The 24,587-nt window shown below is 67.1% G+C and carries 29 protein-coding genes; 10 read left to right on the top strand and 19 right to left on the bottom strand.

All coding sequences use genetic code 11. The annotated features are described in order from the left end of the window. The first annotated feature begins 28 nt into the window (after nt 1-28). Nucleotides 29-1,498, top strand: coding sequence for a flavin-containing monooxygenase (locus tag ACZY08_RS06015; protein ID WP_463743639.1), 1,470 nt, complete (start codon nt 29-31; stop codon nt 1,496-1,498). Between the two features lie 80 nt (nt 1,499-1,578). On the opposite strand, the gene rraA is transcribed toward ACZY08_RS06015, so the two are convergent. The 8 genes from rraA to ACZY08_RS06055 form a co-directional block, all read right to left on the bottom strand. Continuing rightward, nucleotides 1,579-2,058, bottom strand: coding sequence for a ribonuclease E activity regulator RraA (gene rraA, locus ACZY08_RS06020; RefSeq protein WP_463743640.1), 480 nt, complete (start codon nt 2,056-2,058; stop codon nt 1,579-1,581). Between the two features lie 20 nt (nt 2,059-2,078). After that, nucleotides 2,079-2,843, bottom strand: a complete 765-nt coding sequence (locus ACZY08_RS06025; RefSeq protein ID WP_463743641.1) for a MerR family transcriptional regulator — start codon at nt 2,841-2,843, stop codon at nt 2,079-2,081. 44 nt (nt 2,844-2,887) lie between these two features. After that, nucleotides 2,888-3,394 carry a hypothetical protein gene (locus ACZY08_RS06030; RefSeq protein ID WP_463743642.1) on the bottom strand — a complete coding sequence of 169 codons (507 nt, stop codon included), beginning with the start codon at nt 3,392-3,394 and terminating at the stop codon, nt 2,888-2,890. Between the two features lie 86 nt (nt 3,395-3,480). Further along, nucleotides 3,481-4,371, bottom strand: a complete 891-nt coding sequence (locus ACZY08_RS06035; RefSeq protein ID WP_463744171.1) for a CopD family protein — start codon at nt 4,369-4,371, stop codon at nt 3,481-3,483. Further along, nucleotides 4,311-4,817, bottom strand: a complete 507-nt coding sequence (locus ACZY08_RS06040; protein ID WP_463743643.1) for a copper resistance CopC family protein — start codon at nt 4,815-4,817, stop codon at nt 4,311-4,313. The genes ACZY08_RS06035 and ACZY08_RS06040 overlap by 61 nt, the downstream gene beginning before the upstream one ends. After that, nucleotides 4,814-5,500, bottom strand: coding sequence for a YcnI family copper-binding membrane protein (locus ACZY08_RS06045; protein ID WP_463743644.1), 687 nt, complete (start codon nt 5,498-5,500; stop codon nt 4,814-4,816). Before ACZY08_RS06045 ends, ACZY08_RS06040 begins: the two co-directional genes overlap by 4 nt. Nucleotides 5,501-5,537: 37 nt before the next feature. Beyond that, a complete protein-coding gene (locus tag ACZY08_RS06050; protein ID WP_463743645.1) occupies nt 5,538-6,062 on the bottom strand; it encodes a hypothetical protein in 525 nt (174 codons plus the stop codon). Between the two features lie 9 nt (nt 6,063-6,071). Beyond that, nucleotides 6,072-6,728, bottom strand: coding sequence for a DUF6474 family protein (locus ACZY08_RS06055; RefSeq protein ID WP_463744172.1), 657 nt, complete (start codon nt 6,726-6,728; stop codon nt 6,072-6,074). A 212-nt stretch (nt 6,729-6,940) separates the two neighbouring features. Here ACZY08_RS06055 and ACZY08_RS06060 point away from each other — a divergent pair, with 212 nt between their 5' ends. The 3 genes from ACZY08_RS06060 (at nt 6,941) to ACZY08_RS06070 (ending at nt 9,798) form a co-directional block, all read left to right on the top strand. Then, on the top strand, nt 6,941-8,134 hold the full coding sequence (locus ACZY08_RS06060) for a hypothetical protein (protein WP_463743646.1): 1,194 nt from the start codon (nt 6,941-6,943) through the stop codon (nt 8,132-8,134). Between the two features lie 69 nt (nt 8,135-8,203). Further along, nucleotides 8,204-8,695 carry an ImmA/IrrE family metallo-endopeptidase gene (locus ACZY08_RS06065; RefSeq protein WP_463743647.1) on the top strand — a complete coding sequence of 164 codons (492 nt, stop codon included), beginning with the start codon at nt 8,204-8,206 and terminating at the stop codon, nt 8,693-8,695. Further along, nucleotides 8,692-9,798 carry a hypothetical protein gene (locus ACZY08_RS06070; protein ID WP_463743648.1) on the top strand — a complete coding sequence of 369 codons (1,107 nt, stop codon included), beginning with the start codon at nt 8,692-8,694 and terminating at the stop codon, nt 9,796-9,798. Before ACZY08_RS06065 ends, ACZY08_RS06070 begins: the two co-directional genes overlap by 4 nt. A gap of 52 nt (nt 9,799-9,850) precedes the next feature. On the opposite strand, the gene ACZY08_RS06075 is transcribed toward ACZY08_RS06070, so the two are convergent. From ACZY08_RS06075 to ACZY08_RS06090, 4 genes are all read right to left on the bottom strand, one after another. After that, a complete protein-coding gene (locus tag ACZY08_RS06075) occupies nt 9,851-10,249 on the bottom strand; it encodes a transcriptional regulator (RefSeq protein WP_166907040.1) in 399 nt (132 codons plus the stop codon). Nucleotides 10,250-11,140: 891 nt separating this feature from the next. After that, nucleotides 11,141-11,677: a peptidase gene (locus tag ACZY08_RS06080; RefSeq protein ID WP_463743649.1), complete on the bottom strand. Its 537-nt coding sequence runs from the start codon at nt 11,675-11,677 to the stop codon at nt 11,141-11,143. A gap of 231 nt (nt 11,678-11,908) precedes the next feature. Next, entirely contained in the window at nt 11,909-12,532 is a 624-nt protein-coding gene (locus tag ACZY08_RS06085; RefSeq protein WP_463743650.1) for a superoxide dismutase, read from the bottom strand. A 142-nt stretch (nt 12,533-12,674) separates the two neighbouring features. Next, nucleotides 12,675-12,833, bottom strand: coding sequence for a hypothetical protein (locus ACZY08_RS06090; protein WP_463743651.1), 159 nt, complete (start codon nt 12,831-12,833; stop codon nt 12,675-12,677). A gap of 435 nt (nt 12,834-13,268) precedes the next feature. On the opposite strand from ACZY08_RS06090, the gene ACZY08_RS06095 reads away from it, so the two are divergent. From ACZY08_RS06095 to ACZY08_RS06105, 3 genes are all read left to right on the top strand, one after another. Next, nucleotides 13,269-13,610, top strand: coding sequence for a rhodanese-like domain-containing protein (locus ACZY08_RS06095; RefSeq protein ID WP_463743652.1), 342 nt, complete (start codon nt 13,269-13,271; stop codon nt 13,608-13,610). A gap of 126 nt (nt 13,611-13,736) precedes the next feature. Then, a complete protein-coding gene (locus ACZY08_RS06100; RefSeq protein ID WP_463743653.1) occupies nt 13,737-14,780 on the top strand; it encodes a DUF4328 domain-containing protein in 1,044 nt (347 codons plus the stop codon). 5 nt (nt 14,781-14,785) lie between these two features. After that, the gene (locus ACZY08_RS06105) at nt 14,786-15,679 is read left to right on the top strand and encodes a glycerophosphodiester phosphodiesterase (RefSeq protein ID WP_463743654.1); all 894 of its coding nucleotides are present in this window, start codon (nt 14,786-14,788) and stop codon (nt 15,677-15,679) included. A 28-nt stretch (nt 15,680-15,707) separates the two neighbouring features. On the opposite strand, the gene ACZY08_RS06110 is transcribed toward ACZY08_RS06105, so the two are convergent. The 4 genes from ACZY08_RS06110 to ACZY08_RS06125 form a co-directional block, all read right to left on the bottom strand. Further along, complete coding sequence (locus tag ACZY08_RS06110; RefSeq protein ID WP_463743655.1) at nt 15,708-16,256, bottom strand: ferritin; 549 nt, start codon at nt 16,254-16,256, stop codon at nt 15,708-15,710. 138 nt (nt 16,257-16,394) lie between these two features. Beyond that, complete coding sequence (locus ACZY08_RS06115; RefSeq protein WP_463743656.1) at nt 16,395-17,657, bottom strand: LCP family protein; 1,263 nt, start codon at nt 17,655-17,657, stop codon at nt 16,395-16,397. 25 nt (nt 17,658-17,682) lie between these two features. Continuing rightward, complete coding sequence (locus ACZY08_RS06120; RefSeq protein WP_463743657.1) at nt 17,683-18,447, bottom strand: CPBP family intramembrane glutamic endopeptidase; 765 nt, start codon at nt 18,445-18,447, stop codon at nt 17,683-17,685. A gap of 46 nt (nt 18,448-18,493) precedes the next feature. After that, a complete protein-coding gene (locus ACZY08_RS06125) occupies nt 18,494-19,288 on the bottom strand; it encodes a DUF2470 domain-containing protein (protein WP_463743658.1) in 795 nt (264 codons plus the stop codon). A 142-nt stretch (nt 19,289-19,430) separates the two neighbouring features. On the opposite strand from ACZY08_RS06125, the gene pheA reads away from it, so the two are divergent. Together pheA and ACZY08_RS06135 are read left to right on the top strand one after the other, a co-directional pair. Then, a complete protein-coding gene (pheA, locus tag ACZY08_RS06130; protein WP_463743659.1) occupies nt 19,431-20,375 on the top strand; it encodes a prephenate dehydratase in 945 nt (314 codons plus the stop codon). After that, nucleotides 20,372-21,061: a histidine phosphatase family protein gene (locus tag ACZY08_RS06135; RefSeq protein ID WP_463743660.1), complete on the top strand. Its 690-nt coding sequence runs from the start codon at nt 20,372-20,374 to the stop codon at nt 21,059-21,061. The genes pheA and ACZY08_RS06135 overlap by 4 nt, the downstream gene beginning before the upstream one ends. On the opposite strand, the gene ACZY08_RS06140 is transcribed toward ACZY08_RS06135, so the two are convergent. The 3 genes from ACZY08_RS06140 to ACZY08_RS06150 form a co-directional block, all read right to left on the bottom strand. Then, nucleotides 21,058-21,258, bottom strand: coding sequence for a hypothetical protein (locus ACZY08_RS06140; RefSeq protein ID WP_463743661.1), 201 nt, complete (start codon nt 21,256-21,258; stop codon nt 21,058-21,060). The two genes, ACZY08_RS06135 and ACZY08_RS06140, sit on opposite strands and share 4 nt — an antisense overlap. A gap of 115 nt (nt 21,259-21,373) precedes the next feature. Beyond that, nucleotides 21,374-21,724 (bottom strand): metallopeptidase family protein, encoded by a 351-nt coding sequence (locus tag ACZY08_RS06145; RefSeq protein ID WP_463743662.1) that lies wholly within the window; start codon nt 21,722-21,724, stop codon nt 21,374-21,376. 2 nt (nt 21,725-21,726) lie between these two features. Further along, complete coding sequence (locus tag ACZY08_RS06150; protein WP_463743663.1) at nt 21,727-23,154, bottom strand: septum formation family protein; 1,428 nt, start codon at nt 23,152-23,154, stop codon at nt 21,727-21,729. A gap of 167 nt (nt 23,155-23,321) precedes the next feature. On the opposite strand from ACZY08_RS06150, the gene serS reads away from it, so the two are divergent. Then, on the top strand, nt 23,322-24,581 hold the full coding sequence (gene serS / locus ACZY08_RS06155; protein WP_463743664.1) for a serine--tRNA ligase: 1,260 nt from the start codon (nt 23,322-23,324) through the stop codon (nt 24,579-24,581). Nucleotides 24,582-24,587: the final 6 nt, after the last annotated feature.

The raw sequence follows: 24,587 nt of genomic DNA on the forward strand, positions 1-24,587 counted from the left end.
TCAACACCATGTTGATACCGTCGGTCCCATGACCGAACATTTCGATGTTGTGATCGTCGGCGCCGGCATCTCCGGCATCAGCACCGCCTGGCATCTGCAGGACCGCTGCCCGACCAAGAGCTACGTACTCCTGGAGCGTCGGGAGAACATCGGCGGCACCTGGGACCTGTTCAAGTACCCGGGCATCCGTTCCGACTCGGACATGTTCACCCTCGGGTTCCGGTTCAAGCCGTGGGAGTCGGCCCGCTCCATCGCCGACGGCCAGTCGATCTGGAATTACATCAACGAGGCCGCCGACGAGAACGGCATCAGGAACCACATCCGCACCGGCCATCGCGTCCTCTCGGTGGACTGGTCGGATGCCGACAACCGCTGGACCATCGACGTCGAGCAAAACGGCGAAGCCAAGCAGATCACCGCGTCGTTCCTGTCGGTGTGCAGTGGCTACTACAACTACGACGAGGGCTACTCACCCGAATTCCCGGGCGCCGAGAACTTCAAGGGCCAGATCATCCATCCCCAGCACTGGCCCGAGGACCTGGACTACACCGGCAAGAACGTCGTGGTGATCGGCTCCGGTGCCACCGCCATCACCCTCATCCCGTCGCTGGTCGACGGCGGCGTCGGACACGTCACGATGCTGCAGCGGTCACCCACCTACGTCGGATCCCTCCCGCTGGTCGATCCGGTGGCCGTGAAGACCAACAAGTACCTGCCGAAGGATCTCGCGCACTTCGTCAACCGGTGGAAGCAGATCGGCTACAGCACCGGCCAGTACCAGGTCGCACGCCGCTTCCCGTCGATCTTCAAGCAGTTCTTGCGCAAGATGGGGACCCGCCGCCTGCCCCAGGACTTCGACTACGACAAGCACTTCAGCCCGCGCTACGCCCCGTGGGACGAGCGAGTCTGCCTGGCGCCCAACGGGGATCTGTTCAAGGCCATCCGCTCGGGCAAGGCCGGCGTCGTCACCGACACGATCGAGACCTTCACCGAGACCGGCATCAAGCTGGCTTCCGGCGAGGAGTTGCAGGCCGACATCATCGTCACTGCAACGGGTCTGAACATGCAGTTGTTCGGTGGTGCGACGGCGAATCGCAACGGCGAACCGATCGACCTGACCGGGTCCATGACCTACAAGGGTCTGATGCTCTCGGGCGTGCCGAACATGGCCATCACCTTCGGGTATACCAACGCATCGTGGACGCTGAAGGCGGACCTGGTGTCCGAGTTCATCTGCCGCGTGCTGAACTACATGGACGCCAACGGTTTCGACCGGGTCGAGCCGCAGCACCCCGGCGACGCGGTCGACGAGCTGCCCTTCATGGACTTCACCCCGGGCTACTTCCGGCGGGCCATGGACACCCTGCCGAAGTCGGGTTCGGAAGCGCCGTGGAAGCTCAAGCAGAACTACTTCTTCGACATGCGGACCATCCGGTACGGCAAGGTCGACGAGGAGTCGCTGCTGTTCACCAAACACCGTGCCGCAGTGAAGGTTTAGTTCCCCGCCGAGCAGACACAAAACTGCCCATTTCCACGTGGAAAAGGGCAGGTTTGTGTCTGCTCGCGTTGAGGGGTGACCTACGGGGCGACGACGACGATGCCGTCCTCGTCGCAGTAGGCGACCTCGCCCGGGACGAACGTCACGCCGCCGAACTCCACCGGCACGTCGCGTTCGCCCTCGCCCGTCTTGGTGCCCTTGCGCGGGTTGGTCCCCAGGGCTTTGATCCCGACGTCGATGGTGCGCAGGGTCGCCGCATCGCGCACCGGCCCGTTGACCACGACGCCCGACCAGCCGTTGTCGTGGGCCAGTCCGGCGATGATGTCGCCGACCAGCGCGGTGTGCAGTGACCCGCCGCCGTCGACCACCAGCACGCCGCCGTTACCCGGGGTGGACAGGATCGACTTGAGCAGAGCGTTGTCCTGGAAGCAGCGCACCGTGGTGATCGGCCCGGCGAACATGGTCCTGCCGCCGTAGTTGCCCAGCTGCAGATCGCAGCTACGGACGTCGGGGTAGATCTCGTCGACCAGATCAGCGGTGGCGCGCGGTTCGATACTCACCCGGCGATTATCGCAGCCGGCTATCCGGCGACGCTTTGCACGATGATGTCGTGCACGAACTGGGCCAGCCCGGGCTCGGCATCGTCGTAGTAGCGGGCGAACCGCTCATCCTCCACATAGATGTTGGCCAGACAGACGTGCATGTCGTCGCTGCAGTCGTAGAACCGGGAAATGTTGGCGCGATGCCGGGCCGCCAGCTCGTCGGCCCGCGCCGACCCGGGACGTACCCCGGCGCGCTTCCCCTCGGCCAGCGCTTCCAGCAGCGCATCGTTCTCGGCCTTGAACTCGATCCAGTCCTGCTTGGTCATCTGTGCGGTGCGTTGCCGCGATTGCCGCCATTCCTCGGTCTCACCCCAGCGCTCGCGGGCCTCGTCGTCGTGCTCGTCGAAAACCGCACTGCCGAAGATCTCCACCTGCTCCTCGGCGGTGAGCTGAATTCCTTGGTCGTGGGCGCTCATCAATTCCTCCACTGCCTTGATGGTCTGCTGTAACTGCTCGGCCTGATCGCACAGCAGGCTGTGCTGGCGTTGCAGGTGGGCGAGGACGTCGGCATCGGGATCGTCGAGCAGGGACCGGATCGCCTCCAGCGCCAGCCCGGCCGACCGGTACACCAGCACCAGGTGCAAACGCTCCACATCGGCATCGGTGTAGCCGCGGTAACCCGCCGCAGTACGCACGCTGGGCACCACCAGACCGATGTGGTCGTAGTGATGCAGGGTCCGCACCGAGATTTCCGTCAGCGCGGCGACCGCGCCGATGGATCTCACCTGCGGATCTGCGTGCATGAGGCCACTATTGGCCCTGACGTCGCGTCAGGGTCAAGCCACAATCAGTCTTCCTCGGCATTTCGTCGGCTGAGCAACACCAGCACCAGGGCCAACAGGCCGACGGCTGCCGCCGCGATCAGCGGCAGCTTGGACGACGGACTCTCGCTCAGCGGAACCGGGACGGGGCCGGACACCGGGTTGGCGGCCGAGGTCACAGTTGACTTAGCTTGCGCCGCAGCCTCTTTGGCGGCCTTGGCGACATCGGGCAACGGAATGACGGGAGCGGGCTTCGGCTCTGCCGGAGGCGGGGCGGCCGGCGGGGCCGGCTGAGCCTTCTTGACCGGGGCATTCTTCGGCGGGGCCTTCTTGGCGGCCTTGGCGGGAGCCTTCTTCGCCGCTGCCTTCTTCGCCGGAGCCTTTTTGGCGGGAGCTTTCTTGGCCGGCGGCGGACCAGGCTTGGGCGCCGGGGTGGGCGGAGCAGGATCCGCGCCGGACGCCGACGCATCAGCCGCACCGGACTGCGCTGCGGTTTCGGGCTTCTCGGCGGGTTGATCCTGCTGCTCTGCCATCTGGCTGCTCCTTTGCAGTAGCTGGTGTTCCGCGCCAGCGCGGTCGGGGGCCGGCAGTGTTTCCATCATGCCAGGCGCCGCAGCGGTCAGCCTGTGACGGCCAGAGCCGCCGCAAGGGTGACCGCAAGAGCCATGATGCCCAATTCCACCAACGAGCGGTTCTGCGACAACGCGGCGCTGCTGCGATGCGCCCGCGCCGCGGGCAGCCACCGTGACCGGTTTCGCCAGGCCAGCACCAACAGGACCACGGTCACGACCACCTTGGCCGCCAGCACCCGGCCATAGCCGGTGGCCCACAACTCGGCGGGCGAGGTCAACTTGATCGCCGCCCCGGTGACGCCGGCGACCAGCAGCACCCCCACGCACGACAGTGACAACTGCGAGAACCGGGGCAACACCCTGGCCCACTGACCCCGGTGCGTCACGGTGAGCACCAACGCGGCCAGCAGGCCGCACCACACGGCGGCGGCCAGTGCGTGCACCGCCACGGCTATGCCGCCGACCGGGCTCTCCGCGAGATGCCCGGCCAGCGTTCTGGCGGCCATCCCGACCGCAGCGAGTCCGACCGACGCGACCGTCGCGGTAGCACCCCGCGGGGCCAGGATGGCCACACCGGCGACGATCAGCGCAGCCGCAATGCCGACCAGCCCCGATCGGCCCGCAGTCGTGTAGAGGCCGAAGTCGGCCAGGGTGCGGACGCCGATCTGCCAGAACCCGACGCCCGCGGTCTGCGCCGCCTCCACCGTCAACCGCACGATCTCGGTCAGCAGCCAGATCGCCGCGACCAACGCGAGCGGTCCCGCGGCTCTGCGACCCAATTCGGCGCGGTACCGGTCGGATTCGAGCAGTGGCACCGCTGCCAGGCCCAGGGTCACGATGGCGGCGCCGTCAGCCAGCGCCCGGATCAGCGCGCCGGTCACCGCTGACGCCGGACCGCCCACCAGGCTCCACCACCGATGAGCACCACCGCGACCAATACGAACGGCCACACCACGATGCCGCCGTCGGACTGCGCAGGCGACGACGCGGCAGCCCCCGGCGTACCGGACCCGGCGACCGTCAGGTCGAACGACCAGGAACCCGACACCACATGCCCGTCTGCCGAGGTCACCCGGTAGTTGACCGTGTACGTACCGGCTGGGCCGAGCGGACGGACCCCGACGCTGAGCACTGCGCCGGCCACCTTCGGATCGCCCTCGGACCACAGGTTCTTGTCCGGCCCGACGACCGTCATGTTGGCGAAGGCAGGCTGCAGTGCCTCGTTGAACGTGGCGCTCACGCGCGGCGGTGAGCTGGTCAACGCGGAATGTTCGGCGGGGTCGGCGGCGATCCGGGCCGCATGCGCCGATGCCGCGGGGGCTCCGAGCAAGGCAGAGGACGCCAAGATCAGCCCGGTCAGAGTGGCAGCCAGCAGCCGGCTCATGGCCGGCGCCGGTTCAGCAGGCTGGCGACCACGGCGGCGGCCGCCACGATCAACGCTCCGCCGGCCAGCCAGCGGGCCGAGTTGTCGACGGTGCCCGCGGGCTGCGCGACCGGCGAGGGCGCAGTGCTGGGTGCCGCAGGCACCTCGGTGCCGTGCTCGGGGTGGCCCGCCGCGGGAGGTGCGCCGGTCAGCGTCAACTGCGGGGCCGGATGCTCGGGCTCGCTGCCATCGGGCAGGGGCGGCTGATCCCAGCGGACCACAGAGCCGTCGGAGTAGGTCTGGGTGACCGGAAAGGTCGCCGTCGCCGCGTCGGGGAGCTTGACCGACACCCGGAACAGGGCGAACTGCTCGGGTGAGATACCCACCCCGGGCGCCGCGGTCCACGTCACCGTCCGGACCGTGCCCGCCGAGGTGTCACGGTCCAGCTTGGCGGTCCAGCCCGGCATCACCTCGGTGCGGGCCGACGCCACGTCCGGCAGGTCGACCGTCAATCGTGTTGTCAGCGCGCCGGTATCGGACTCGCCGGGGACGCGGAAGGTGAGCACCGAGGTGGTCCCCGGAGTCGGATTCTCGGCATCGACGTGGACATGGGCCCAGGCCGGTGCGGCGGTGAGCAGACCGGTGACGGCTACCGCGGCGGTCGTGAGGAGGGCGCGCGAGGACGCCCCGGTGAAGGGTTGCATTCGGGGTGGTCTTTCTGGAGTTGATCGGGTCGGATGGTCAGGCTGCGACGCCGACCGGCGGACCCCGATGAGACACCGAAGCGGCGAGAAGCAAGGCTGAGTGCAACGGCTGATCTGCGCTGCGTGCCGCGACGCAGACCGTCGATCCCGGGGTCAGGCGGCCAGCCCTCACCACCGCGCGCGCCACCCGCGAAACCGCTGTCGACAAGCGGGCGCCGCAGGCGATCAGACCCGCGCCGAGCGATACCGCTGCCACGTGCGCGCCGCACATCGCCGGGCCGGACGGCGCGGCGTGTGCGTGACCGGCCGTGGCCAACAACCCGTGGGCCACCAGCTGGCCGGTACCGAGTAGACCCCACAACACCGCGGTGCGGTTTGCACCGGCCAGGGTCGCGGCCACCGACCCCAACGTCACCGCAAGGACCACGAGTTGGGCGGCCACGGCTCCGCCCGGCACGGCACCACCGGCCGCGCCATGAGCGGCGATGGCCAGCGCGGCAGTGAGTGAGCCGACGGCCGTACCGCGCAGCGTGGCTGCGGAGTCGATACGGGCGCCGGTCATGGAAGTGCGCTAGACCAGCCCGAGCCGAGCCATCAGATCGGCATCGATGCCGTCGAGTTGGGCAGCGATCGCCGCATGGGCGCCACGGCGACGTGCGGTCGGCATGTTCTCGGCGGCGGTCACCGCTGCGGCCAGATCTGTCAGCCGCTCGTTGATCGCTGTGACGAACTGTTTGGTCTCGGCGTCCTTGGGCTTCTTCTCGGCGACCTGTCGGAGGGTCTGCTCGGCGCCGGAAATCCGCGCGGACAGCTCGGCGCCGTGCCCGGAGAACTGACCGAGCTGGGCCAGCGGGATACCGAGGCGATCGGCGCGACGCTCGTCCAGAGCGCCCCGGGCGGCCGTGGCGGCCCGGTAGATCAACGGCACAAGCACCGGCGCCAGCAAACGTGTGACGGTGAGTAGGCGGCGAATCCGGACGGGGGAGAGCAGGCGTCCCTCGCGGGCCGCCTTCAACTCGGTTTCGGCTACCTTGAGGGCATTGCGGTCACTGTCCCGCTGCGCTTTGACCTGAGCATTGAGGGCCCGCCGCGCAGATTTTTGATCGGACTTGATGCGACGGGCGTCGTTCTTTGCGGTGAGCCGAGCTTCCAGCTTGGCCTTGGCCTTGATGGCGCGGGCTTCGGCGCGGCGGGTGGCGCGGCTTTTTCGTCGCGTGAACAGGCCCATTCCGGTTGCCTCCCGGTCAATTCGTCGTGTGTTCATGGTCACCGCAGAAGTGCTGCAGACCCACAGTATCGTCCGGTGGATTTGCTCCGCTGCGGCTCCCCGCCCAGGGCGGGGGCAATCGCCTCAGCTAGCAAATTTGAACTGCCCGGTTGTGCAAGAATCAGATTCATCAATCGAAGCTGTTGGGCGGTGCGCGAAAGGGTGGTGAGAACGTGCGTTCGCGGTTGCGCGTCGCCGCCTCGACCGGTCTGGTGCTAACGGGCCTGATCATCGCCGGTGTCGGAGGGGCATTGGCATTTGCCGACCCCAATCGGGGTCGGTCTGATGGTGGGCAGGAATCGTCGAACAGCGCCGGCAACGGCCACGACGGGCACGACGGCAAGGACCACGGCCACGGCCATGCCCAGGACGGCGACGACCAGGGCGAAAATGACGGGGGCACCGGGTCCATGGGCACCCGCACGTCCCACAAGCCCACCAAAACGAGCGGCAAGCCCACCAAGACGACGGGCAAACCGACCAAGACCGGGGAACCTACGGACACTGCGCAACCCTCCGGAACACAGACGCCTCCGCAAACTGGAACCGACACCAAGACACCGACCAAGACCGACACGGCCCCACCGAGCACGAAGCCGTCCGAGACTGAGACGGAGACGGAGACGCCACCCACCTCGCAGCCCTCGGAGACGGAGACGCCGACGACCTCGGCCTCGGTCGAGACAACGACAGCGGTGACCTCCACCGAGGCCACGGTGACAACCTCACGAACCACCTCGGCCACCACCGAGACGACCACCGGGACGACGTCGGAAACCACCTCGGCGACGACCACGAAATCGACCTCGGAGACCACCTCTGCGACCACCCTCATCGGAGGTTCCGCGGGCGGTGGAGGCGGCGTTGGTTGGGGTGGTGTCCCGGCGCCGTTCAACTACCCGCGCCCACCGGACATGCTCATGCCGGCAGTGCAGGCGCAGGCTCCCGACGTGGCCGTGGCACCCCCGCCAGGTCTGGCCGCAGCGGCCGGGGTGCCGCCGATCGTCGTTCCGGTCATCGCCCTGCCGGTCATCGTGCCGCCGCTCGCGCTGCCGTTGGACGCTTCGGGCTCTGACCACGGGCCGCAGTCCGGGCCGCGATCGGGACCCGAGGTGCAACCCAACATCAAGATGCGCACCGAGTCGCTGCCTCCCGCCGCTGTCGGGTTGGACGCCGTGATGCCGGTGGCCTTCCGGGCCGGGTACGCGGATTACCTGCGCACCGCGAACACGAGGGAACTCGCGGCGGTTGCACTGCCCGGGGTGACCGGAATGATGGCCCTGACCGGCCTCGGTGGACTCCTGGGTTACCGGCAGGCCAAAGCAGGCCGGACGGTCCCGATCGATGCCCGCCGGTTCATGAGCTAGGTATGACTTGGAAGAATCCAGGTAATCGGACTTCTCCGGGCGTGCTACGAAAGGGTGGAAAGGGGGATCATGTCCGCCAGTCGAAGCGTCACGCGCGCTGTGAACGAGGTGCTCGACCTCGCCCCGCGACAGGGTGAAGTCACATTGACCCGCCTGGTCGACGCGGTGGCCGCGGACCGCGGCAGGCCGATCGAGTTGACCATGGCCGAGCTTCCGACCGGTGTCTGTGGGCAGTGGCGGCAATACACCGACCGCGATGTGTTCCTCATCCAGCAGGGTCTGCCGGCCTGGGACCGCACCCTGGCTCACGAACTCGGGCACCTGGTCCTCGGGCACGAAGGCATATCGATCGTGGACGCTGCCGCGGCCTCGGCCGAGGTGGCGACCTCGGATCTGATCAGTTACATGCTCAACCAGCGGACCGGCTGCATGGGCCCCAACGGTGAGGACATCGAGCAGGAGGCCGAGGACTTCGCCGCGCTCCTGCTCTACCGCCTCGGCCGGTTGCCGTCCGACCGGTCATCGATCGTGCAGGTCCGCCTCGGAGAGGCGTTTGGTTGATCGTCTGGGTGATCGCCGGCCTACTTGGCCTGGCCACCGGCCTGCGCATCGGCTGGGCTCTGGTCAACAAACAATCCCTGGTGAGCTCTGCGATGATCCTGTCGCTGGGCAGCCTGGGCGTGGTAGCCGCGCTGAACTGGGAGCCGCTCGCCCTGCTGATCGACACGGTGGTGCACTGGCCCAACATCGCCGCCGGTCTGAGTCAGGTCGCGCTGATCGCGTGTGCGGCAGGCAGTTGCGTCATGATCACGACTGCGTCCTCGGGCCATTCGGCCACGCTCACCCGTCGTATCGCGTTGATCCAGTACGGCATCGCCGGCGTCGTCGTCGTCATCAGCCTGGCGATCTTCTTCCGCGCCGGTCGGCAACCGGAGATGTCCCCCGCCGAGTATCTGAGGCGAGACCTCGGATCGCACGGCGCCTCGTGGCTGCTGCCACTGCTCTACGTGTTTCTGGCGCTCACCCTGGTGGTCTGGGCCGGTCTGCGCTACTCGAACCGCAGCCGGCGTGGGCGGGCGCTGTTCCTGTTCACCATCGGCATGGTGCTGATCGTGGGAGCCATCGGCTTCGTCCTGCTCCGGGCCGCGGGCCGAACCGAACCCGTTGGAGTCGGCGCCGCGGCCACCCTCCTCGGTTGCGCGATGATCGTTGTCGCCGCCGGATCGCTGCTGCCGAGTGTCGAAGACTGGTTCGGGGCACGCCAGGAATTGCGGACCATCAAACCGCTGCTGAGCGAGTTGGCCCGGCGTCAGCCCGATGTGGGCATCGGGGTGCGCCCGCGTGGACCGTTGGTGTTCCGCGTCGCCGAGCGGATGTCGCTGATCTCCGATGCGCTCTATCTTGAGGCCACCGCCGCCGACGCACAGCAGCATGAAGCAAGCGACACAACACAATTGGGGGATGACGAGCGCCCTCAGGTACCACCCCGGGATCAGGCCGAGGTCATCGCCCAGTGGATCTACGAAACCCGCGACGACGACAAGGATTCGGCGTTCCCGGGGCTGGCCTGGTTGAGCCAGCCCGCATCGTATTCCGACCGGGAATGGATTCTGGCGATTGCCGAGCAGTACCGGGAATTGGACCGCACGGCGTCGCACAGCTGAAACCCGCGCGAGCGGAGTTCAGCTGTGCGAAAGTGCCGGCCGAACCGACGGATCAGCCGTCGAGGTGTTCCCGGCGGCGCAGTTCATCGACCTTCTGCACCAGATCCTGCTGAGCCTCGTTGGACAGCCCGACGGTCCGGGCGGCGATCCGGCGGATCCCCTCGTCACGCATGCTGGCCAGCCAGGTCAGCTCCTTGTCGAGCTTCTCGTAGTACTCGTCGTCGGTGAAGTAAGCCGGTTTGATCCGGAAGAAGTTGGCAAGTGCGGCCATGGTTGCCACCGACGGGTTGGTCCGGTTGCCCGAACGGAGTTGCGACAGGTACGGGGCCGACATGGTTACGCCCTCGGACTTGAGTGCGGCGATCACCTCGGCAGACGTATGGGGTCCGCGCCCAGGTGGATAAACCGTATCGAACAGGCGGTTTAGGCGGGCGGCGAACGTCTTGCTCATCGATTTGACCTCCACATGCTTCACGAGCGGTACGAATTAGGCGGCGTATTTGCTGACCATCGTAGCGAGTGTTGTGACGACAACCAAGTGCAAACGCCACAAAAGTTAAACGGGCTTTGTGTTTGGGCGGCCTCTGCTGCGGATACCGGCGCCTTCGCCGTAGGGGTGCGGCGGGATTGTGCCGTCTGACAATGCAAAAGGTGACGGCTGCGTTGCATTGGCCGCGATGAGCTGCGAGCACAGGGGTGCCCGATCATGATCAACCTCTTGACCGGCAACCGAAGCGGTGCCGTGACTGACAGAAACGAATATTTGCTAGAGTGCAGGTCCAGGGTCGCGTCGGATTCCGCGCGGCGCCGTTGTAGGACGACGTGGAACACGTTACAGGTTGGGCGGTGGAATGCCCGTCAGCCCCGTCGCGCGCGATAGCCAGACAGGCCTGGGCGGATTCCGGTACCGATTCTGGAAGGCTGTTGCCAGGCGGAAGCGGGCGGAGGTTTCCGCCGTGGCCGGACAATCGACGGTACAAATGCGCCGACGTTGACGGTTGCGGCGGGTCATCACGGCTATCTGAAACACATACTGGGTCGCCGATATCGGCGACCCTGTTAAGACGCTGACGTCTGCGTCTGCGGACATGGCGACCTTTCGACACACCGCCGATACCTGCCGCTCACGCGGCTTACCCCACCTACGGTCGAAGGTGTCGCCCACCGCACCGCAAGCTGTCGACCGGGCTCATGGCCGGCATGTCGACGCGACGATTGCGGGCTTCCGCCCTTCGCTGATTTAGAGGACCCTAGCTGTTGTCCGCCGAGCCCGCTAGGGTTCCTATCCTTTTCGGGCAGCTGGATTCTCTTTGTTGGAGAAGCTGTCCCACATCTGGCGCGCCTACGCCGCCAACAGCATCGCCAGGATCGCAGTATCGGGATGGCTGATCGGATCGACACCCACCCTGCTGACCATCGACGTGACCGTGCCGTCGGATTCGGCTTCGACCCAGGCCGCGCGGTGTTCCAGTCCGAGATGCGGAAGGCCGGGTAGCAACACGCAGCCCGAAGCGGCGCCGGTGCACTCGGGAAGCGACGGCGTTGTCTCCGACGGCGGATGCAACATCAGGAGTGCCGGCGGTTGATGGTCGGCGAAATACCCGGGCGGAACCGCGGATTCGCCGACCACCGGTCCCTCGGCGATGACAATGCCGACAGTGCCGGGGCGCGGCGCCTCGGGTAATTCTTCGCGAACGCCGAAAATCGTTGTGGTGGAGAGCAATCCGGGCAGCGAGGCCACCCGGACAGTGACCATGAGAAGTTGCGCCCACTCTTTGGTGGAGTCGGGCCATCGGCCCAGCACCACAAACCCTTTGAGCGCACCACCGGAATGAAAAGGGGCGATCTCAATCGCCCGGCCGGACCCCGTCGTATCCATATCGCCTCCGGGACATCGGTGTTGGCTCGCCGGCTGGCCGGTGCTCCGACACGTCGGTGGGTCGATCACATCAGGATGCGGCAGCAACCGGCACGGTGCAAGGCGACACGGGATCCGGCCCGATAACGAGTCGGCCAAAAACGAGGGCGGGGCGTCACGCAGTTCGCGCGACGCCCCTTGGTGAGAGATCAGAAAACCGATCAAGCCCTCAAAATCGGACCGAGACCGGAACTAGCCGAAGATCAGGCCGTTGGTCTTGGAGGTAGCCGCTGCATAGCGGTTCTGCACGTCCTCCCAGTTCACGACGTTCCAGAAGGCCTTGACGTAATCGGCCTTGACATTCTTGTACTGCAGGTAGAAAGCGTGCTCCCACATGTCGACCTGCAGCAGCGGGATGATGCCCAGCGGCACGTTGGCCTGCTGGTCGTAGAGCTGGAACGTCAGCAGCCGGTCGCCGAGGCTGTCGTAGCCGAGCACTGCCCAACCCGAGCCCTGCAGCCCGTTGGCGGCGGCAGTGAACTGCGCCTGGAACTTGTCGAACGAACCGAACTGATCATCGATAGCCGAAGCGAGGTCGCCCGTCGGCTTGTCGCCACCGTTGGGAGACAGGTTCTTCCACCAGATCGAGTGGTTCACGTGGCCGCCGAGGTGGAAGGCCAGGTTCTTCTCGTTGAGGAAGATCGCAGCGTGGTCACTGTTGGCCCGTGCCTCGTCAAGCTTGGCGACGGCATCGTTGACGCCCTTGACGTACGCCGCATGGTGCTTGCTGTGGTGGAGTTCGTTGATCTGCCCGGAGATGTGGGGCTCCAGAGCTCCGTAGTCGTAATCCAGGTCTGGCAGGGTGTATTCAGCCACGAGATTCCTTCCTCATTATCGATCGATTGAGCCAGGCTTCAGATCGTCAAGATCGTCGTCAACATTGCTCCATCGCAAGGCGCACCGCAAGGACGCGCGCGCCGACCACACGTATACCCGATCGGGCGTCGGTCAGAACAAGTCAGAGCAAGACGATCACGGCGAGTACGCCGAGCAGCAGCAGGGCGATCACGCTGGCCCGAAGAAAGGACATCAACTGGTTACGGGTGTGCAGATGTCCGGATGAATGCCATTCGGGCTGCGGAAACGCTGATCCCGATCCGATCGGATGTGACGCCATCAAACACTCCTGACCTGCACGATCAATGCTTGCCCTCCAGTGAGTTCTGTCACAACAGCTGGTGTGACGCCGATCATAGCCCGTGTAATGGCCAGGGGAAAATCGGCCTCCGCGTAACTGGTATGAGGCGGGTTCAGCGCCTGGAATCAGGCTGATCCCAACCCGGCCCGCTCGGCGCCGATGACCGCGGTTTAGCCGAGTGCTTAATTTCGCTCCGCACCGGTGGTGGCTGTTGATCGCTGCCGTGAACAGCCCAGGTTTATCCACAGTGTTGGACAGCTACCGCACAGTAATGCCCATTTCGGGGGCTTTTCTCCAGGTGGTGGGCCTGTGGATGAACCTGTGGAAACTGTGGATAGCTTTGCGTTGCTAACACCGCGGTGAGCCATCAGGGGCGGGTGCGCTCAGCACCGTGGGCATGCGAGCATTGAGGGCATGGACGATGTGGAAGTCGGGCAGGCAGATATCGCTGCGGTACCCACCACGTTCGGCGGGGCCGTGGTACTTCTCGACGTCCGTGAAGACGACGAATGGCAACGCGGTCACGCCGAAGGAGCCCAGCACATCCCGATGGGTGATGTGCCGGCGCGAATCGCCGAGATCGACCCGGACGCCGAGCTGTACGTGGTCTGCCACGCGGGTGGACGTTCCCTGCGTGTGGCGAACTATCTGGCCCGTAACGGTTACACCGCGACCAATGTCGAGGGCGGAATGTTGGCCTGGGCCGGGGCTGGGCGTCCCGTCATCACCGACGCCGGCGGCCCGGGAACCGTCTGACCGCGGGGGCTGTCCGGAGATCGTGACTAGGCTGGTCGGATGATCCAGGTGTGTTCGCAGTGCGGGACGCGCTGGAACGTGCGTGACCGGCAACGGTCGTGGTGTCCCCGGTGTGGCGGTTCGTTGTTGGCGCCTTCTGCGCCGTTGTTGTCGCAGTCCCAATCCCAGTCCCAATGGGGACCCGCTGCCCGGCCTCCGGCGCCGTCATCGCCGACCGCAGGGCGCACTCCACCGCATCTCGCTCCCGGCTATCGCTGGGTCGCCCTGCGCCCGGGGCCTCCCCCGCACCAGCGCCGGCAGCGGCGCTCGCTCGGCCCGACGCCGCACTACCGCGCGATTCCGAGTTGGGGCCTGCACCAACAGTTCGACCTCGAGGAACAGCCTCAGAAAACCGAGGCCGAGACCGATGCCGGCAATGTGCGTCTCATGCTCGTCGTGGCCATGGTGGTGCTGGGAATTGCGGCCTTCGCCCATGTGATTCGTTACGTGTTGCTGCTGATCAACCGCAGCGTGCTTCTGCATCCGCTGATCGCGGTCGGCGGCGTGGTCATCGGGCTGCTGGCCAGCGTGGTGGCGATGGGCGTCGTGGTCGTCGCGGTGGTGACGTTGGTGCGTTGGCTGATCACGCGGCGCGCCGCCGGGTATGCCGCGCACGGCGAGGTGGATCCGCGCAGCACCAGGACACTGTGGCTGTGCTGTCTGCTGCCCGGTGTGAATCTAGTGATGGCGCCGGTGTTCGTGTGGGAGCTGGCCGCGCTCGAAGCGCGCCTCTCACACCTGCGTCGCCAGATCGTGGTGTGGTGGATCGTCTGGGTGTTCAGCGCAGTGGTCGCGTTCGCGTCGATGGTGAGCACCGTGTATGTGACGTTCTTCAACGACACACCACAGAACATCGCGAACAACACCATGACCGCGATTGTCGGGTACCTGCTGGCGCTGGCGGCATTCCTGTTGACCGCCAAGGTGTTCGTCGGGTTCGAGGGCAGCGGTACGACGGCTGAGCGCAGCGTCCGGCGCTGGGTGGTGATCGAGCCCGAGTCCTCTGGTCCCGGCTCGGCGCCTGACCCGTCCCCGGACCACGCCGACGCGGACGACACTTCGCAGAATGGTGAAGATTCCGCTGAATCCGCCGTTCCGGTTGAGGCCCAAGGGCAGAACCCGGCAGCATAGGCCGTATGGAAACGGGCGACGGCGGAGCCGCTGCGCAAGCGACACCGGGGCCTGGGCATCCGTTCGTGGTGGCCCACCGGGGAGCATCCGCCGCGAAACCCGAACACACGCTCGCCGCATACGACCTGGCACTGCGTGAAGGTGCCGACGGTGTCGAATGCGATGTGCGGCTGACCCGCGACGGTCACCTGGTGTGCGTACATGATCGTCGGGTCGACCGCACCTCCACGGGCACCGGTCTGGTCAGTGAGATGACGCTGGCCGAGTTGCGCAGGCTGGACTACGGATCGTGGCATGCCGGCGGACGGTCCGACGATGGTGAGGGCGGTGACGGCGGTGACGAAACCGACGGAGACCTCGAGGGCGCCCTCGGCGATACCGGGCTGCTGACCCTCGACGACCTCGTGTCGCTGGTGCTGGATTGGAACCGGCCGGTCAAGTTGTTCATCGAGACCAAACATCCCGTGCGCTACGGCGCGCTGGTCGAGAACAAGGTGCTGGCACTGCTGCACCGCTACGGAATCGCCGCTCCGGCCTCGGCCGATCTCTCCCGCGCGGTGGTGATGTCCTTCTCCGCGGCAGCCGTGTGGCGGATTCGCCGGGCCGCTCCGATGCTGCCGACGGTGCTGCTCGGTGAGACGTCGCGGTACCTGGGCGGCAGTGCCGCCACGACGGTCGGGGCCACCGCGGTCGGTCCGTCCATCGCGACGCTGCGTGAACACCCGGAGCTGGTGGATCGGGCCGCCGCCCAGGGACGGGCACTGTACTGCTGGACCGTCGACCATTACGAAGACGTGCAGTTCTGCCGCGACATCGGCGTGGGATGGGTGGCCACGAATCATCCCGGCCGCACCAAGAGTTGGCTGCAGAACGGCCTGACCGGTGCCGGCCGGGACTGAGTGTTAGCAGCTGGCGGCCCAGATCGGATCAGAGATTGCCGCCGGCGGCCCTGGGGGCTGCCGCGTCGACCCCGGCGCCGCCGGTGAGTTCCCGGGCGACGAAGTCCTCGATGTGGAAGAGGTTGGCGCCGGCGCGGTCGGCGATGCGCACCAGCGTCGCCATCGACGCGACCTCTTCGATCTGCTCCTTGAGGAACCATTGCATGAACTGCTCGCCGAGGTAGTCACCCTCCTCGCGGGCCACGCTGGCGAGCCGGCTGATCTGTTCGGTGACCGTGCGCTCCTGGCTCAGCGCCAGCGCGAGCGCATCACGGGGCGCATCGAAACGGTTGCACACCGCGTCGACTCCAGGGATCTCGGCGTCGATATCCCGATCGAGCAGGTATTGGACCAGCATCATGGCGTGGTTGCGCTCTTCGACTGCCTGCGCATAGAAGTGCTTGGCGAGCTGCGGAAGGTCGGCACCATCGAAATAAACCGCAATTGCGATGTATTGCTGTGACGCGGTGAACTCGCTGCGGATCTGGTCCTGAACAAGTGCGTGGAATTTCGTGTCATGCTCACCGGTCGTCGTCATGATCGCGAGAATATCCCAGGTCAGGACGTGTTGTCATCGAAGGTTGACCTCATTGAGGTCAGCTTTACCTTAGTTGTGTGGCGCGGATTACATTTGCTACGAGGAATTTGCTATTGCCTTATTTAGCTTTGCCTAAGCTCAAGGTTGGGGCTTTTCGATGACGTCGTCCGGGACAGCCGTGTCGTTGGCCAGCGCGGTGAACAACCGGCCTGCCGCGTCGCTGTCCCACACCACGACCGCACCCGAATCGCTCCCGGTGAACTCGCCGATCGGCACCGTCGTGGTCACCATGTCGCCGTGCATCGCCCAGGCCAGCCGGCCCAGATCCCAGACGTGGGCGTCCTGGTCGACGGCCACCGAGTCGGTGGCCGCGTGGGCCATCGGCTGCCACCGCAGGGGGTTGATCAGTACCTCCGGGCTGGTGGCCCGATGCAGCAGTGCGGACATGAACGCCCGCTGGTGTGTCATCCGGTCCAGGTCGGCGCGCGGGGTGGCGCGGCTGCGGACGTAGCCGAGCGAGTTGCGGCCGTCGAACTCCTGGCAACCCGCCGGGAGGTCGATCCCGGCCAGCGGGTCGCTGATCGGTTCGGTCGGGCACATCGTCACCCCGCCGACGGCGTCGACGAGCGCCGCGAAACCGTCGAAACCGATCTCGGCGTAATGGTTGAGGCGCAGGCCGGTCGCCTGCTCGACGGTCTGCGCCAGCAGCGGCGCCCCGCCCAGTGAGAACGCGGCGTTGATCTTGTCCTCGCCGTAGCCCGGAATCGGCAGGTAGGAATCCCGGGGAATCGAGACCATGGTGGCCGGTGTGCCCGAGCCGATCCCGGGAATGTGCACCAACAGGATGGTGTCGGTGCGGCCGTTGCCGATGTCCCCGCCGGTGGCCAGCTCGGCCTGCTGCTCGGGGCTGAGGTTCTGGCGACTGTCCGACCCGACCAGCAGCCAGGTGGTGCCGTGCGCCACGGCGGGCCGCTCGGGATAGTCGGCCAGAGCCGGAATGCGGTGCAGCGACGAGTCGATCCAGAATCCGCCGCCGATCACGGCCAGCACCGCCGCCAAGACGACCACCAGCGACACGGTCATCACCAGGCGGCCCCAGCGCCGCCGTCGCCGCGGCTTGCGCGCGGGTGCGGGTGCGGGCGGACGGGGCGCGGCGGGCCGGGGCGGGTGCGACCCCCGGGGCGGACGCGGTGGAGGTGGAGGTGGCTGCCTCGGTGGCAGGGGCTGCCTGGGTGGTTGTCGTGGTGGTTGTCGTGGGGGCGTGGGCGGATTCGGCGGCCAGGCCGGGCGGTAGTTCGGGTCGCGCCGGATCACCTGGGACGGCTCGTTGCCATGGCGGCGCGGTCCCGGACGCCGCGAGCGCCGATCGGGTGGTCCGCCTGAAGCCGGGAAGTCGCCCACAGCAGAAATGTACGTGGCGGACGCGTTATTGCAGCCAACTGAGATGATCGGCCACCAGCGCGTAGCCGACGAACGCCACCGCGTCGATCAGGGTGTGGGCGATGATCAGCGGCCACAACCGGCCGGTGCGCTGCCATGCGTAGCCGAATACCAGGCCCATCACGATGTTGCCCAGGCCCGCGCTGTAGCCCTGGTACAGGTGATACGCGCCGCGCAGCAGGCTGGAGATCACCAGCGCCCGCCCGGGGCTGACGTCGAGTTGACGTAGTCGGGTCAGCAGGAACCCCACCACGATGATCTCTTCGGCCCAGCCGTTGGCGAACGCCACGCCGAGCAGCATCGGGATGCGCCACCACGTGTCGTACAACTCGGCCGGTTCCACGTCCGCACTCAGGCCCAGCACCCGGGCCAGCACGTAGAACCCCAACCCCGGCAGGCCGATGAGCAGGGCCAGGCCGACCCCACCCAGACCGTCGGTGCGCCACTGCGGACGGGACAGTCCGATCGTTGACGGTCCGAAACCGCTGCGCCACAACAGGTACAGGGCCAGTGCGCCCCAGGCCAGCAGTTGCAGGACGACGGCCAGGTGCAGGCCCAGGTCGATCAGGTCGAACGGGGAGCGCTTCGGGTTGAGCGCGACGGTCTGCCCCGAAAGGCCGAGCAGCACCGCTTCGATGAGCCGCAGGGCTGCGGTGTAGGCGCTGAGCCCGAAGGTCACCGCGAGCACGACGGCGATCTCGATCTTCAGCGTGCGGCGCTGCGGCTCGAGTTGCTCGTGGGGCTCGGTCACCGAAGCTACGGTAGCGGCGCCCGGCCGGCGTGGCCGATCGTGCGGGTCAGATCTTGCGCGCGCGCAGGCCGTTGAGGAAGGGGCAGCCCATCAATATGCGGATGGCCTGGCTCAGGCCGGTGACGTCGTCGACGGGGTTCGGGAACGGCAACCGTACGTCGTGGTCGCCGTGTTCGTTCTCCACCCGCAGCTGCACGCCGTAGCGGTCGAGGCCCAGCGGGCGTACCCGCCCTTGGCGCAGCGTCATCGGCAATCGGGTGGCGAGGCGTTCCACCACGTCGCGGTGCGAGGACTCCATGTGCTGCAGCCATCCGGATTCCATCGCGCAGAACGGATCAGGGCGCGCCTGCAACAGCGCTCCGAGGCCGACCGACTCGGCGCCGGTGGCGTCGGCCACCACGACGGATTCGATCTCCAGACGCATCAGGGTGTGGTTGTCGTCGTCCTGGTGGGCGTTCGGCTGAGCCCCGGAATTCACCTGCAGCAGAGCGGGATCGGGGTTCTCGGCAGCGATCAGGTCGAGCAGGGCCGGAACCTCGGCGCTCGGCACGTGCTGTAGGCGGCCCCGGATCCACACCAGGGAGCGCACCGGTTCGCGTAGTGGGAGCGGCGCGTAGTCGGTCATCTCGAGCACGGCCTGCACCCCGGCCGAACCTGCGGACATCGCCATTCCGGCCAACGGGCCGGCGTCGGGGACGGTGATCGCGAACGACCCGTCGTCGAGCAGGTGATGAACGGGGGAGGCGACGGGTTCGATGCCCTCGACCGCAACCACCGCACCGCCGCCTCGTGCGCACGCGCTGCGGATCCGCTCGGCTGTCGTCGGTGTCGCTATGGCCATCTCGCCGCCTTAAAAGCTAGGTCAGGATTAAGTGAGGTAAGCCTAACTTAACTGGGCGGTTCCCGGTGGGCAAGACCTCCGGTGAAACACCGGCGCGCCCGTCATCAACCGCCGGTGGACAGCGGACCGATAGTGTTGGCTTGTGCCGCGCATCGCCTACCTCGGGCCTGAGGGAACCTTTACCGAAGTGGCGTTACTGCAGATGGTGGCCCATGAGCTGGTGCCCGGATTGTCGTCGGCACCCGGCGACGGCCGGGCTCGATTCACCCCGGTTCTGACCGATAGCACCCCCGGCGCGCTCGGCGCGGTGCGTGACGGCCGGGCCGATTACGCGTGCGTGCCGATCGAGAACTCGATCGAGGGGTCGGTGCTGCCCACCCTGGATAGCCTGGCCGTGGGGGAGCCACTGCAGATCTATGCCGAGCTGACTCTCGACGTCGCCTTCACCATCGTGACCCGACCCCGCCACGCCGGGCCCGTGCGCACCGTCGCCGCCTTCCCGGTGGCCCTCGCGCAGGTGCGTCAGTGGCTGGCCGCCAACCTGCCCGACGCGGACATCGTCCCGGCTACTTCCAATGCCGCCGCCGCCCACGAGGTGGCCGAGGGCCGGGCCGACGCCGGGGTGAGCACCCGACTGGCCGCCGAGCGTTGCGGCCTGGACGTCCTTGCCGCCGACGTGGTCGACGAGGCCAATGCCCGCACCCGCTTCGTCCTGGCCGGGCCGCCCGGCGCGCCGCCGGCCGCCACCGGTGCCGATCGCACCTCGGTGGTCCTGCGGTTGGACAACACCCCGGGCGCCCTGGTCACGGCGATGACCGAATTCTCGATCCGCGACATCGACCTCACCCGGATCGAATCCCGGCCCACCCGAACCGAGCTGGGCACCTACATGTTCTTCCTGGACTGCGTCGGACACATCGACGACGATTCGGTGGCCGAGGCACTCAAAGCGCTCCACAGACGTTGTACCGATGTGCGATATCTCGGTTCATGGCCTACCGGAGCGACCGCGGGTGCACCTCCGCCGCGCCTCGACGAGGCCTCACGATGGTTGGCGGGCCTGCGCGCGGGAACGGACGACTCATGAGTGGCCGGCTGATCCTGGTCCGTCACGGACAGTCCTACGGCAACGTCGACCGGCGGCTGGACACTCTGCCTCCCGGTGCCGAGCTGACCGACCTCGGTCACGACCAGGCCCGGAGATTCGGTGGGACGCTGACTGCGCGTCCCTCGATCCTGGCCCACTCGGTCGCCCGCCGCGCAGCGCAGACCGCTGCGGGTATCGGTGTCGAAACCGGCCTTGTCCCTTTCGAATTCGAAGGGGTCCACGAAGTCCAGGTCGGTGAACTCGAAGACCGTAGCGACGATGACGCCGTGGCCGAGTTCAACCGGATTTACGAGCGCTGGCACCGGGGCGAACTGGACGTGCCCATGCCTGGCGGCGAAAGTGCCGAGGCGGTGCTGGCCCGGTACGTGCCGGTGCTCACCGAGCTGCGGGTGCGCTACCTCGACGACCACGACTTCGACAGCGACATCGTGCTGGTGAGCCATGGTGCGGCGATCCGGCTGGTGGGCGCCGTGCTGGCTGGCGTCGACGGCAGTTTCGCCCTCGATCACCACTTGGGCAACACCGAATCGGTGGTGTTGGCGCCGATCACCGACGGGCGCTGGAGCTGTGTGCAGTGGGCCGCGGTGACGCCGCCCTTCTACCCGGAGCCCGGCGCCACACCGATCACGGACGCGGTGCAGTCCGAAACCGACCCGATGGGCTAACCGGTCCGCCGGATCGAGAGCGCACTCTCATGCGCACACGGGCAGCCCACCGCCTCACAATCGAGGCTGAATGTATGCGCTGCTTCCGGGGTGGTGCAGGTGTCGTCGGTGCATTCCGCGCGGTACCGCACGTGGTGGATCACGGTGCCGTGGCAATGCTCCAGACCGGCTGCGCACTCCCGGCACTGGATGGTCATAGCCCGTTGATAGCACTGCGGGCCGACAAACCCTGGTTGCCGCGCGGCTCATCCCCAGCAATTTTGTCTTCGCGCAAGCGGCTCATCCCCAGCAGTTTGTCTTCGCGCAAGCGGCTCATCCCCAGCCGAGTTCGTGGAGCCGCTCATCATCTATCCCGAAATGGTGCGCGATCTCGTGGATCACCGTGATCGCCACCTCGTCGACCACGTCGGCCTCGCTGTCACAGAAATCCAGCAGGGCGCCGCGGTAGATCGTGATGGTGTCCGGTAACGAGCCGGCGTACCAGGAATCCCGCTCGGTCAGCGCGACCCCCCGGTACAGGCCCAGGATCTCGGGCTCTTCGGGATCACGGTCCTCCACCAAGATCACGACGTTGTCGATCGCGGCCGCCAACCGCGGCGGGATCAGGTCGAGCGCGTCGGACACCAGCTCGTCGAACCGCTGCGAGCTCATCCGCACCGGCACGGCTACGGCGCCGGCGGTACGGGGGCAGGCTCACCCGGAGGTGGACCGGCGGGGGGTGCCGCGCCATCAGGAGCAGGAGCGGGCGCCGGGGCCGGGCCCTGCTCGGGTGCCGGGGCCGGTGCCTGCTCGGGCGGCGGCGGGTTGAAGGTGTTGGCCTGCGTCGGAGCCGGCGCCGCGGTGGTCGAGGCCTGCGGCATGTGCTGACCGCTCGACGAGGATCCCGACGAACCCGAGGACCCGGACGATCCGGATCCCGACGACGAGGACGAACCGGACGACGACGAACCGGACGACGACGAACCGGACGACGAAGACGAACCCGAGGAGGATGTCTCGTCCACATCGGGCATCGGGACGGGCGGCAGATTGAGCCGCTCCTCCGGGATGTCGGGCGGTGCGACCGGCGGTTGCCCGTTGATCATCAGTGGGCCCTTGGCGCTGTTGATCAGTGTCGACCAGCCTCCGTTGCCCAGCGTGGCGCCGATGCTGCACGAGACCTGGTGGCTGCCGGCCGACCAGCTGGGCAGTGAGATCGTGCTGTAGCTCAGTGCCAGCGTGGTGGTGCGCAACTGGACCGGGGCCAGGTAGGCATCGGTCTGCGCGGTGCAGGCGTCCTTGATGAAGTTGTCCTGGTCGCCCTCCGCAGGCAGCCCGCCCGGGAACTTCTCGACGAGGTTGACCGCGCCGGTGACCTCCATGGCGTGCGGTGCCGCGCAATCGACCGGGACGTCGGTGGGCTGGTTGGTGGCGGCGTCGATACCGAGGCAGGTGCCTGCGGCCCAGACCTTCGATTGATCGACGTCGGCCACCTTGCCTGCCGACTCCAACTGGCCGTCGCCGGGGCCGAGGAGTTGCAGCCCGCACAGCATGCGCCGCTCACCGGACTGCTTCCAGGCCTTCTCGCCCGACCACAGCAGGCCGATGGTGTACTTGCCGTTCGGGTCGTACTTGGGGCCCAGGTAGCCACGGACCGACGGGGTGCACTGCTCCTGGCTGATCTGCTTGATCCGGTCCACCGACGGTGGCGGCGCGCCCGGCCCGTACTCGCTGCCGGGGAAGGTGCGCATGTCGACGGCCTGGGCGACCTCGAAGCGATGGTTGTCCTTGCAGTCCACGATGTGTGCGGCGTCGGGGTTGCGCCCGGGCCAGTTCAGGCAGTCACCCCGCTTGACGTGATTGAAGGTGTCGTTGCCGCGGGGCCCGAGGGCGATCGCGCCCGGCGCGGTGCTCGTTCCCTCGCTCCGGGGCAACGCGGTGATCAGGCCGGCGATGAGCAGCGCGCCGAGTGCGGTCAACAGCAGTGCCCGTCGCGTCGACGCGGCCGCCAGACTCTGCCACCACCGTTCCTTGGCGGGTTGTTCGTCCGGAACAGGTTCGGCGAGCAGGGCCCCGTGCTCGGGGTGCTCGGGGTGCTCGGATGCTTCCAACATTGCCCTCCATTGTGACAGGCGTGTCAGCCCCTGTGGCAAGTGATGCAGTTGTAATGTTGCGAGGTTGTGCCCGGTGGCTGTGGGAATCTGGTCGCCATCGCTGCGCCACACTTCGATCGACCACCTCAGATGTACGTCGACGCACTTCAAAAAGTAGGGTTGCGCCCGTGATCGACCTCAAGCTGCTGCGCGAGAATCCCGACTCCGTCCGTGCGTCGCAACGCGCCCGCGGGGAGGACCCGGCGCGCGTCGACGCGCTGCTTCAGGCCGATACGGCGCGGCGGGCCGCGATCTCGACGGCCGACAACTTGCGTGCCGATCAGAAGGCCGCCAGCAAGCTCGTGGGCAAGGCGACCCCCGAGGAACGGCCGGCCCTGCTGCAACAGGCCAAGGACCTCGCCGAACAGGTCAAGGCGGCCGAGGTGGCCCAGGCCGAGGCCGAGACGGCCTTCACCGCTGCCCACATGGCGATAGGCAACGTGATCATCGACGGTGTGCCGGCCGGCGGCGAGGACGACTTCGCGCTGCTCGACACCGTCGGTGAGCCGCGGGCGATCGATAACCCCAAGGACCACCTCGAGCTGGGCGAGACGCTCGGGCTGATCGACATGGAACGCGGCGCCAAGGTGTCGGGTTCGCGGTTCTACTTCCTCACCGGTGCCGGTGCCCTGCTGCAACTGGGCCTGCTGCAACTGGCCACCCAGGTGGCCGTGCAGAACGGGTTCACGCTGATGATCCCGCCGGTGCTGGTGCGCCCGGAAGTCATGGCGGGCACCGGATTCCTCGGCTCACATGCCGACGAGATCTACCGGTTGGAGGCCGACGACCTGTACCTGGTCGGTACCTCGGAGGTACCGCTGGCGGGCTACCACTCAGGCGAGATCCTGGATCTGTCCGCGGGGCCGAAGCGGTATGCCGGCTGGTCGTCGTGCTTCCGACGTGAGGCCGGGAGCTACGGCAAGGACACCCGCGGCATCATCCGGGTGCATCAGTTCGACAAGGTCGAGGGATTCGTCTACTGCAAGCCCGAGGATGCCGAGTCCGAGCATCAGAAGCTGCTGGGCTGGCAGCGCCAGATGCTGGCGGCCATCGAGGTGCCGTACCGGGTGATCGATGTCGCGGCAGGCGATCTCGGCTCCTCGGCCGCACGCAAGTACGACTGCGAGGCGTGGGTGCCCACCCAGCAGACATACCGGGAGCTCACCTCGACCTCGAACTGCACGACGTTCCAGGCGAGACGATTGGCCACGCGTTACCGCGACGAGAACGGCAAGCCGCAGGTTGCCGCCACGCTCAACGGCACGTTGGCCACGACCCGATGGCTGGTGGCCATCCTGGAAAACCATCAGCAATCCGATGGCAGTGTGAGGGTTCCCGACGCGCTGGTGCCGTTCGTCGGCACCGCCGTCCTGGAGCCCGGTAAGTAACACACC

It is taken from the genome of Mycobacterium sp. IDUB_9, assembly GCF_055419505.1.